Genomic DNA, 9,176 nt, shown 5'->3' with positions numbered 1-9,176 from the left:
GCCCCCCCCCGCCCCCCCGCGCGCGGCCCCCCGGGCTCGGGCGCGGGCGACGGGGGGGGGCCCCGGCGGTCTCAACTGCCAGGCGGGGAAGCCGCTGTGGCGCCGAGCCGTGGGGCCATGGCGAGCAGCAGCTGGACCGCCGGGGAGGCCGTCCGGGGGTTGTGGGCCAGGCCCAGTGAGACCGTCGGCGCCGGGCGGGCCAGGCGGCGCAGGCTGACACCGGGGATCCGGAAGACTCGGGCCCGGCCCTCCGGGATCGGCGCGATGCCGTGGCCCGCCGCCACCGCGAGCAGCAGCTGCTCGTCGTCCGGCTCCTCGCGGACGATCCGGGGCGGCCGGTCGGGCCAGAGCTGGCCGGTGATCGACGCGTGCATCCCGGGCCCGTTGTCGCGCGGCCACAGCACCACCGGCTCGTCCCGGATCGCGCCCCGGTCGAGCCGGCCGCGGCCCCGGGCGAGCGGGTGGCCGCTCGGCACCGCGAGCAGCAGTTCCTCCTCGGCGATGACCCGGCAGGCCAGCTCGGGGACGTCCAGCGGCGGACGGACGAAGGCCGCGTCCAGCCGCCCGGCGAGCAGCTCGTCGACGTTGAGGGCGGTCCAGCCGGTCTGCAGGGCGACGTCCACCCGGGGGTAGCGACTGCGGAACTCGCCCATCAGGGTGTCCGAGACGCCGCCGCGGGCCGAGCGGGTGTACGCCACCCTCAGGCTGCCCTGCTGCCCCCGGGCCACCGCCGCGATCCGCCGGTCGGCCTCGGCCACCCGGTGCAGCAGCTGCCGGGCCTCCTCGGCGACCGCGCCGCCGATCGGGGTCAACGTGCATCCCCTGCTGGTGCGTTCGACCAGCTGCACGCCGAGCTGCCGCTCCAGCGCCTTGATCTGCTGGCTCAGTGCGGGCTGGGCCACCCGCAGTCGGCGGGCGGCCCGGGTGAAGTTCAACTCCTCGGCCAGGACCGCGAAGTAACGCATGCGACGGAGGTCCACCGGGCGATGATAGGCCCGCCGCGGTGGACCGGCGCCGGGCCCGCGCACCGCCCACCGGCGGCGATAAGGGCGCCTTATCGCCGGAGGACGCAACCGGTCTTGGACGCCTCGCCGCCCGCCCCGCTTTCCTGGAGTCCGGACGCCGCGGCCGGATCGGCCGGATCGGCCGGCGGGGAGTCGGTGGGAGGGGATCACCGTGGGTGTGGGCGTTGCTACGGGTGTTGCTACGGGTGTTGGTACGGGCGTGGATGCGGATGCGGATGCGGATGCGGATGCGGATCCGGACCTGGGCGTGGGCCTGGACGTGGTCGTGATCGGCAGCGGGATCATCGGGCTCACCACGGCCCTGCGTCTCCAGGAGCGGGGCCTGCGGGTCGGGGTGGTGACGGCGGACGGGCTGCTGTCCACGGTCTCGGCCGTGGCCGCCGCCGTCTGGTACCCGGTGGGTGTGGAGGCGGGCGGGCAGGTGGCCGCCTGGTCGGCCGCCACCTACGCCGAACTCGCCCGGCAGGCCCGGGCCGGCGTGCCCGGCGTCGTCCTGCGCGACACCTGGATGCCCGCGCTCCGGCGTCAGGACGGCGGCACCCCCTGGTGGGGCGCCGGCGTCCCCGACCTGCGCCGACTGGAGCCGGCCGACCTCGCCCCGGCCTACGCGGACGGCTGGCGGTTCACCGCCCCCACGGTCGAGATGCCGCGCTACCTGCCCTGGCTGCTCGGCCGCTTCCGCGAGGGCGGCGGCAAGGTGCTCCACCGGCGGCTCGACACCCTTCGGCAGGCCGGCGCCTGGGCGCCCGTGGTGGTCAACGCGGCCGGCCTCGGCGCCCGGCTGCTGTGCGGCGACGACGCGGTGCGGCCGGTGCGGGGACAGCTCGCCCTGGTGCGCAACCCCGGTCTGCGGGCCTCGCTGCGGATCCAGGACGAACCGGCCGGGTACACCTACGTCCACCCGCGCAGCCGGGACGTCGTCCTCGGCGGCACCTTCGAGGAGGGCAGCTGGGACCTCCGCGGCGACCGGGCGGCGGCCGAGGCGATCCTGGCCCGGTGCGCGGTGCACGTCCCCGAGCTGCGCGGAGCCGAACTCATCGGCTGCCCGGTCGGCCTGCGGCCCGACCGCAGGGGCGGGGTGCGGCTGGCGGTCGAGGAGTCGGCCGATGGGGAAGCGGTGGGCGGGGAGGCGGCGGCCGGGCTCCGGATCGTGCACAACTACGGGCACGGCGGCGCGGGCGTGACGCTGAGCTGGGGGTGTGCGGACGCGGTGGTGGAGCTGGTCGGGGCGGGTGCCCGGATCCGATGATTCGTCCTGCGGGGTGCTGCCGTCGGTGACTAGAATCCCGGTCCGTCGTGCGGTCGTTCCGCCCCGAAGTCCATTCCTGCGGAGGAGTCTTGGCCTCGATCACCCTCGACGCCGAGCGCCGCGTCCGCGCCGACGCCGGACGCGTCCGGATCGCCGCCGTCGACGCGCTGCGCTCGCTCGGCTTCCAGGTCACCTCGGAGCAGGCCACCGTGGTGGAGGCCCGGCGCGGCTCGGTCGTGCGCTCCGCCATGCTGCTGCCCGACGAAGTCCCGCTCGCGGCGCGGCTCCAGTTCGCCGCTGCTGCCGCGGCCGACGGGAACGGCACCACGGTTGCGGTGCACCTCACCGACCGGGCCGTCTCGGTGGTCGCCCTCGGTGTGCAGTCCCCGTACGTGACGGCGTACCAGAACGCGCTGTTCGCCCTCGACCGGGCGCTGACCGCCCTCGACTCCGAGGCGGCGACGGACTTCCCGCAGCCCCGCTGGTGGACCAGCGCACCCCAGGCCGAGACGCTGGCCCGGCACCACCAGACCGGGCAACGGGTGGTCGGCGGTGTCACCGCCATGATCAACGACCGGCTCTCCGGCGCCCCCCGGCGCACCGGGCCCTCGCTCTGGAGCGGGGTGCAGGGCGCCGTCTTCCACTCCCGTGCGGGCGCACTCGGCCTGGACCACTCCGCCCTGGCCGCCCTGCTGGCGATACCGGTGATGATGAGCAGCCGGCCGGACGGCGTACCGGAACAACTCGGCGCCGGAGTGGCCCGGTTGGCCGCCGAGGTGGAGGGCTGCCTGGCGGCGGTCGGGTTCGGTGTGGTGGACGTGCGGATCGGCAGCGAACAGCGCCCCGTCTTCGAGTTCCTGTACCGCCAGTTCGGCATCCGCTCCCAGCTGCCGGTCCGCACCCTGTGCACCTGCCGGGACTGCCGGCAGACCAAGGTGGTGAACCTGGACCTCCAGCGGATGCGGGAACGGCGGAGGCGGCTCAAGCTCATCACCACCGTCGTCCGGGCCGGCCACGGCAAGAACGGTGAGATCAACCCCTTCGCGATGATCGGGGCGTTCCTCCAACAGGGCAAGGTCGAGCCCGACTTCATCTGCTCGCGCTGCGAGAGCACGGCGGCCGACGAACACCCGGTGACCTTCTGCCCGGGCTGCGGGGACATGCGTACGGAGGGGGCGCTGATCAGCTGCGGCGAGTGCGGGTACGACTTCGAGGCGCTGGTGGCGGGGCTGGCGGTGTGGGGCGCGGCGCCGCCTCCGGTGCCGCCGGTGCCGCCGGTCGCGCCCCCGCCACCGGTGGCGCCGCCGCGCCCGGCCGTGCCGCCGATGCCGGCGCCGCCCACGGAGCCGCCCGTTGCCCCGCCCGCCGCGCCGCCCGGCTTCGGCCCGCCGCCCGAGGGCTTCACCCCGCCGCCGCCCCCGACCTGCGGCATCTGCGGCGGCAGCTACCCCGTGCTGTGGTCCGTCCAGGTCCTGGACGGTGCCAACCCCCGTCCGCTCACCGTCTGCCGCACCTCCCCGCACTGCTCCCCGCCCTCGGTGATCGCCCCGGTGCGGATGCCGTCCTGAGGCGGGTGGTGCGACCCGCGTTCCGCGCAGGGCTGATACCGGGCCACGGCCGCCACCGAGTGCTCTCGGTGTCGGCCTTGGCGGTTCTCCGGGCAGGTGGGGATGCCGTCAGTGGGCGGTTCCGTGGGTCAGGAAGGGAGCGATCCTCGGCGTTCCGGTGCCGATCCCGTTGACGATGTCGCTGATGCTGCTGTAGTTACGGCCGTCGATCCTGACGGTGGGGCGCTGGGAGTCACCGTTCTGCTCCCGGTAGACGAGGCGCGACAGCTCGTCCCAGCTGTTCTCCAGGCCGGCTCCGAAGGGGCCCAGGTTGTCGTAGCGCTGGGCGCCGTCCTGCTGTCCGCCGGTCTCGATCGAGGCGGCGATGCGGTTCTCGATCCAACCGAAACGGGCCGCCTCGGAGGTCGCTCCGATCATGGCGGCGAGTGGGGCGCGGGCTTGGTCCCGGGAGCCTTCGGAGACCCCGAAGAGCGTGCTGAGGAAGCCGTAGAAGGCCGCTCCGCTGTAGCGCTGGGCACCGCGGGCCTCGGGGCTGGCGAGGTCGGAGTAGTGGGAGGAGTACCGGAGGTTCTCGAGGAGGCCGTCCCGCGGGTAGGCGGCGGCGAACCGGGTGCTGAGGTACGTCGGAGCGTCGCTGAACCGCCAGTTCCGCCCCGAGGCGGTGAAGCCGTCGAGGTACAGGTTGTCGAGGCGCAGGTAGAGCGAGAGCCGGTGCGTGTCGATCGGGTCGCTGTAGTCGTTCACGCTGATCTCGATGTACCGCCCGGTGGCCGTGGTGGTCCGTGCCAGGCGGGGGCGATGCTGGTTCCGGAGAGCTCCCTGAGCTGCCTGATCATGCTCCGGTAGCTCGCCGCGGGACGGCTGCCCCCAGCGGCGAGTCCGGTGATGTCCCAGGTGACGACCGACCAGTAGTTGCTGGTGTCGGCCTTGGCGGTCGGGGCGGCCTTGAACTGGGCCACGGAGAACAGGGCGACGAGTGAGAGCAGGAGCGCCGTCAGGCGCTTCGAGCCGCCGAGGGAGCGGTTTGCTGCGGGCATGGACCAGGGGGCCTTTCTGGGCGTGCATGACATGGTGCTGCGGTGGTGCGTCGGGCAGGGCCTGACGCGTACGGCGATGCATACTCCGTATGTACGAAAACACAGGCCGACGATGCCCGCGGGTTCAGCCGGTGAACAACGGCTTCGGAGGCCTCTCCCCGCCGGGGTGTCCTGGGTGGGACCGCCGAGCTGTCCGACCCGGACATCGCTGCGGTCAAGGCCATGGACAAGTAGCCTGACCAGTGGCGCAACGGTGCAACGGCGCAACGGGTTCGAGGCGGGGGACGGGCAGGGTGCAGGGGATCAGCTTCCGGGCATGGCGGGGTCGGCACTACGTCACGTTGGCCGAACTGCTCGGGCACCTGGGCGACTTCGGGAAGGCCCTGCGCTGGCGGGTCGAGTGCGAGGAGCACTGGGAGCTCACAGCGGAGCTGGAGCGCCGCTCGGCCGGCGAGGGCATGGACACCGCGACGCTGCTCGCCCTGGTCTCCCCGGCCGTGCAGTTCGTCGACGCCGAGGCGACCGGCTCGGCCGACGGTGCGCCGGTGGTGGTGCTCACGGAGTTCGACAGCTCGCTGTGGGAGGTCAGGTCCGTCGACGAGCGTGTGCTCGGTGAGTTCCGGCGACACTATCCGGACGCCGTCGGCCTCTGACCGGACTTGACGTCCAGTGGGCCCGGCCCCGGCGTGGTGGTACTGGGTTCACCAGGGATGCGGATACAAGATCCATAGCGGGCCCGTGTCGGGGTGCTCTAACGTCGAGCCATGACGATTCCACCCCGGTTGGGGCGCCTGGCGCGGCGGGCGCGGCGGGACACCGGCTTCCTGGCCACGGGTGTCCCGCTGCACCTGGCGCTGGTGCCCGTGTGGGCCTGGAGCGCGGCGACCATTGCCAGGACGGGGGACTGGGCGCTCGTGCTCCCGGTGTCCGTCGCCCTGGTCCTGAGCGGCGTCCCGGTGCTGACGATGGTTCAGCGGTACCGGCACCGGGCGCTGCTCGGGGTGGACATCCGTCGCCCGGCGCCCGTGCCGCAGCGGTGGTCGCCCGCCACGGCCCTGCGGTGGCTCGCCTCGCCGCGCGCCTGGCGCCAGGTCGGGTACCACCTGGTGCTGGGCCCGCCGGCGGCCCTGGCGGAGCTGTTGGTGCTGGTGGCGGCGGCGGTGGGTCTGGCGGGCGCCACCGGGTACGGCTGGGTGTGGGCGCTGCCGGTCGGGGCGCGGCGCGTATGGTTCGGCTGGGCGACGCTGATGCCGTGCTACACCGTGCTCGGCCTCCTGCTGCTGTCCCTCCTGCCCTGGCTCGCCGGGGTGGTGGCCCGGGCGGAGTCGCGCTCCGCCGCGGCGCTGCTCGGACCCAGCCGGGCCGATCGGCTCCAGGAGCGGGTCGCGTACCTGGCGACCAGCCGCACCGATCTGATCGAGGCGGTCGATGCCGAGCGCCGCCGGATCGAGCGCGACCTGCACGACGGCACCCAGCAGCGGCTGGTCTCGCTGGCGGTCAACCTGGGACTGGCCATGGCCACCAGCCCCGACCTGCCGGGCGAGACCCGTGCGATGCTGGCGGAAGCGCACCTGGAGGCGAAGGCGGCGATCGCCGAACTCGGCGATATGGTACGCGGGTTGCATCCGGCGGTGCTCGAGGACCGGGGCCTGGATGCGGCGTTGTCCGGACTGGCCGCCCGCGTTCCGCTGCCGGTGCGCCTGCGGGTCGAGCTGCCGGAACGGGCGGCGCCCGCCGTGGAGTCGGTTGCGTACTTCGTGATCTCCGAGGCGCTGGCGAACGTGACCAAGCACGCCGGCGCCTCGCGGGTCGAGGTGACGGTCCGACGGGTCGGGACGGTCCTGCGGTTGAACGTCACCGACGACGGGCTGGGCGGCGCCGACCCCTCCGGTGGTACGGGGTTGAGCGGGCTGGCCAAGCGGGTGGGCTCCGTCGACGGCGTCCTCCGGCTCAGCAGCCCCGTCGGGGGACCGACGACCGTGACGGTGGAGCTGCCGTGCGCGCGGTGATCGCCGAGGACTCGGTGCTGTTGCGGGTCGGCCTGGTCAAGGTACTGGAGATGGGCGGCTTCCAGGTCGTCGCCGAAGTCGGCGATGCGGAGGCGCTGTTGGCCGCCGTCGAGGAGCACCGGCCCGAACTCGCCCTGGTGGACGTCCGGATGCCGCCCACCTTCACCGACGAGGGCGTGCGGGCGGCCACGGCGATCCGCCGCAGCCGGCCGCGCACGGCGGTGGTCCTGCTCTCGCAGTACGTGGAGGAGCGGTACGCCGCTGACCTGTTGGCGAACAACACGAGCGGAGTGGGCTACCTGCTCAAGCAACGCGTGGCCGATGTCCAGGACTTCGCGGCAGCGGTACGGCGGGTGGCCGAAGGGGGGACGGCGCTGGACCCCCAGGTCGTCGCCCAACTCCTGCTCCGCCGCGGCGACCCGCTGGCCGCCCTGACCCCGCGCGAGCGGGAGGTGCTGGCCCTGATGGCGGAGGGCCGGTCCAATGCCGGCATCGCCGAGGCGCTGACGGTCGGTGAGAGCGCGGTGGCCAAGCACATCAACAACATCCTCGCCAAACTCGACCTGCCGGTGGCCGATGCGGACCACCGCCGGGTGCTCGCCGTGCTGCGCTTCCTGGGCGCGTCCAGGGACTGAGCCCCGGGAGCGGGGGCGGGCCCCCTGGTGCGCGTCCAGTCCCGTCGTGGTCCTCGGGCACCCGTGCGGCCGCGCGCACGGTGGCGTCAGGCGTGGATCGGACGCAGCACCGCGTAGTACGCGAACGGCGGACCGTACAGCCGGGCGACCCGCAGCCCGGCTCCCTCCGCCAGGCTGATCAGCGAGGACGGCCGGATCTGGTGCCGGTCGAAGAACTCGCCGACCACCAACCGCCCGAACGGCTTCAACGTCCGGCGCAGCTCGGCCAGCGTGCGCGCCGGATCCGGGATCTCGCCCAGCGCCGTCACCAGGTAGGCCGCATCGAACGAGCCGTCCGCAAAAGGAAGTTCATGTGCGTCGGCGCAGGTCGGCACGATGGTGCCGACACCCTGCTCCTTGGCCCGGCGGCCCACGTGGTCGAGCATCTCCTGCTGGATGTCCACGATGTCCAGCTGCCCGTCCGGGCCCAGCTGCGGTGCGACGTGCAGCGACTGCAGGCCGGTTCCGGGGCCGATCTCCAGGATCCTCTCGCCCTCCCGGGCCTGCAGCACGTGGTCCAGACGCTTCAAGGTCAGGAACGGCAGTGGCAGGTCGAGCAGCCAGTGCTGGGAGTACGGGTACGGCGCGGAGTCGGTGAACCACCAGGTGGCGACGGCGGCGGCAGCGCCCGCGCCGATCAATGCTCGTGAATTCCTCATCATTCCTCCATAAATGTCCGACTAGGGCCATCGAGAGCAGTTCTGATGGTTAGTCAGGTGTGTTTGTGTGCACTCGGCTTGCGCCGGCGCCGGCGCCGGCGCCGGCGCTGCGGACCGGACCGCAGGCGCGCCGATCACGTCACGAGCTGTTCCGCTCAGCGGCCCGGCCGAGGGAAGGTCCGGGTCGCGAGAACCGCGCAGGCCAGCGCCAGCGGCACCTCGGCGAAGGCCGCCATGAGCGCCGCCTGCGTGAAGTCCGAACCCGGGGCGGCCGTCATGGTGTCGAACCAGGCGTCGACCAGCAGCAGGGCCGAGGTCGCGGCGGAGGCCAGGCAGGCCCGGCGGTCGCCGCGCCTGAGGAGCAGTCCGGTGGAGAGCAGGCCGAGCGCCTCAAGGCCGTCCAGACCCGTCCACGTCCAGGCCCAGTGCGAGGCCCGAGCGGTGGCCGGCAGTCCGGTGTGCAGGAAGACCAGCCAGGGAATCATCGCCAGCCCGAGCGCGGTGAGGACCGTGGCCCCCCGGCGAAGCAGCAGGGGGAGCGCCGAAGCGGCCGCGGCCTTCGGAAGGATCCGCCGGGCACCGGCGTCCGAACCGGCGTCCCCGCCGACCGGACGGAGCGAATGAACGCCGGTCGGCTGAGTGCTCGCCATGACACCTGACTCCCTCCCGTGCCCGTTCCTCGGGCACGGCATCAGCATGTCGTTCGCGCGCGCCGGAGGCAGTAGCGCTCCTATCCGAGTTGATGGTGGTGCTAGGTACCGTCCGTCAGGGCGGCCATGACCGACTTCGCGGCGACCGCTTCTCGCGCGGCGGCCGCGCGACCAACTCCGGCGACGCGGCGCGGGTCTGCGCCCGCGCCCGCGCCCCCCCCCCCCGCCCCCCCCCCGCCGGGGCGGGGGGGGGGGGGGGGGGTGGACCGCCCCCCGAGATTAGGCGGCGGGCACCGGCGGCCCCG

General features: G+C 73.8%; 10 protein-coding genes. 5 read left to right on the top strand and 5 right to left on the bottom strand.

Features of this window, described 5'->3' with window-relative positions; translation table 11 throughout:
* Positions 1–71 precede the first annotated feature (71 nt).
* The gene (locus ACFWXO_RS21670) at positions 72–980 is read right to left on the bottom strand and encodes a LysR family transcriptional regulator (protein ID WP_380525408.1); all 909 of its coding nucleotides are present in this window, start codon (positions 978–980) and stop codon (positions 72–74) included.
* Positions 981–1,224: 244 nt separating this feature from the next.
* On the opposite strand from ACFWXO_RS21670, the gene ACFWXO_RS21665 reads away from it, so the two are divergent.
* Positions 1,225–2,274 (top strand): FAD-dependent oxidoreductase, encoded by a 1,050-nt coding sequence (locus ACFWXO_RS21665; protein ID WP_380525407.1) that lies wholly within the window; start codon positions 1,225–1,227, stop codon positions 2,272–2,274.
* An 89-nt stretch (positions 2,275–2,363) separates the two neighbouring features.
* The gene (locus ACFWXO_RS21660) at positions 2,364–3,842 is read left to right on the top strand and encodes a hypothetical protein (RefSeq protein WP_380525406.1); all 1,479 of its coding nucleotides are present in this window, start codon (positions 2,364–2,366) and stop codon (positions 3,840–3,842) included.
* Positions 3,843–3,950: 108 nt separating this feature from the next.
* Here the strand turns inward: ACFWXO_RS21660 and ACFWXO_RS21655 are convergent, their stop codons facing one another.
* Together ACFWXO_RS21655 and ACFWXO_RS21650 are read right to left on the bottom strand one after the other, a co-directional pair.
* Complete coding sequence (locus ACFWXO_RS21655) at positions 3,951–4,586, bottom strand: ribosome-inactivating family protein (protein WP_380525405.1); 636 nt, start codon at positions 4,584–4,586, stop codon at positions 3,951–3,953.
* Positions 4,583–4,879, bottom strand: a complete 297-nt coding sequence (locus tag ACFWXO_RS21650; protein WP_380525404.1) for a hypothetical protein — start codon at positions 4,877–4,879, stop codon at positions 4,583–4,585. Before ACFWXO_RS21650 ends, ACFWXO_RS21655 begins: the two co-directional genes overlap by 4 nt.
* A 293-nt stretch (positions 4,880–5,172) precedes the next feature.
* Here ACFWXO_RS21650 and ACFWXO_RS21645 point away from each other — a divergent pair, with 293 nt between their 5' ends.
* The 3 genes from ACFWXO_RS21645 (at position 5,173) to ACFWXO_RS21635 (ending at position 7,523) form a co-directional block, all read left to right on the top strand.
* Positions 5,173–5,532, top strand: coding sequence for a hypothetical protein (locus ACFWXO_RS21645; RefSeq protein WP_380525403.1), 360 nt, complete (start codon positions 5,173–5,175; stop codon positions 5,530–5,532).
* 111 nt (positions 5,533–5,643) lie between these two features.
* Positions 5,644–6,888 carry a sensor histidine kinase gene (locus tag ACFWXO_RS21640; RefSeq protein WP_380525402.1) on the top strand — a complete coding sequence of 415 codons (1,245 nt, stop codon included), beginning with the start codon at positions 5,644–5,646 and terminating at the stop codon, positions 6,886–6,888.
* Positions 6,876–7,523, top strand: coding sequence for a response regulator (locus ACFWXO_RS21635; RefSeq protein ID WP_380525401.1), 648 nt, complete (start codon positions 6,876–6,878; stop codon positions 7,521–7,523). The genes ACFWXO_RS21640 and ACFWXO_RS21635 overlap by 13 nt, the downstream gene beginning before the upstream one ends.
* A gap of 86 nt (positions 7,524–7,609) precedes the next feature.
* On the opposite strand, the gene ACFWXO_RS21630 is transcribed toward ACFWXO_RS21635, so the two are convergent.
* Entirely contained in the window at positions 7,610–8,221 is a 612-nt protein-coding gene (locus tag ACFWXO_RS21630) for a class I SAM-dependent methyltransferase (RefSeq protein WP_375894825.1), read from the bottom strand.
* Between the two features lie 155 nt (positions 8,222–8,376).
* Positions 8,377–8,871 carry a hypothetical protein gene (locus ACFWXO_RS21625; RefSeq protein ID WP_380525400.1) on the bottom strand — a complete coding sequence of 165 codons (495 nt, stop codon included), beginning with the start codon at positions 8,869–8,871 and terminating at the stop codon, positions 8,377–8,379.
* Between the last annotated feature and the right edge of the window lie 305 nt (positions 8,872–9,176).

This window comes from Kitasatospora sp. NPDC059088 (assembly GCF_042738155.1).
Lineage (GTDB): Bacteria > Actinomycetota > Actinomycetes > Streptomycetales > Streptomycetaceae > Kitasatospora.
Note: the sequence above shows the minus strand (reverse complement) of the source record. Positions and strands in the feature narration are given on the sequence as shown.

What these genes read in the sequence shown, in the direction of transcription:
- ACFWXO_RS21650 (WP_380525404.1), bottom strand. Translation starts at nt 4,879, where the DNA reads ATGCCCGCAGCAAACCGCTCCCTCGGCGGCTCGAAGCGCCTGACGGCG.
- ACFWXO_RS21640 (WP_380525402.1), top strand. Translation starts at nt 5,644, where the DNA reads ATGACGATTCCACCCCGGTTGGGGCGCCTGGCGCGGCGGGCGCGGCGG.
- ACFWXO_RS21630 (WP_375894825.1), bottom strand. Translation starts at nt 8,221, where the DNA reads ATGAGGAATTCACGAGCATTGATCGGCGCGGGCGCTGCCGCCGCCGTC.
- ACFWXO_RS21625 (WP_380525400.1), bottom strand. Translation starts at nt 8,871, where the DNA reads ATGGCGAGCACTCAGCCGACCGGCGTTCATTCGCTCCGTCCGGTCGGC.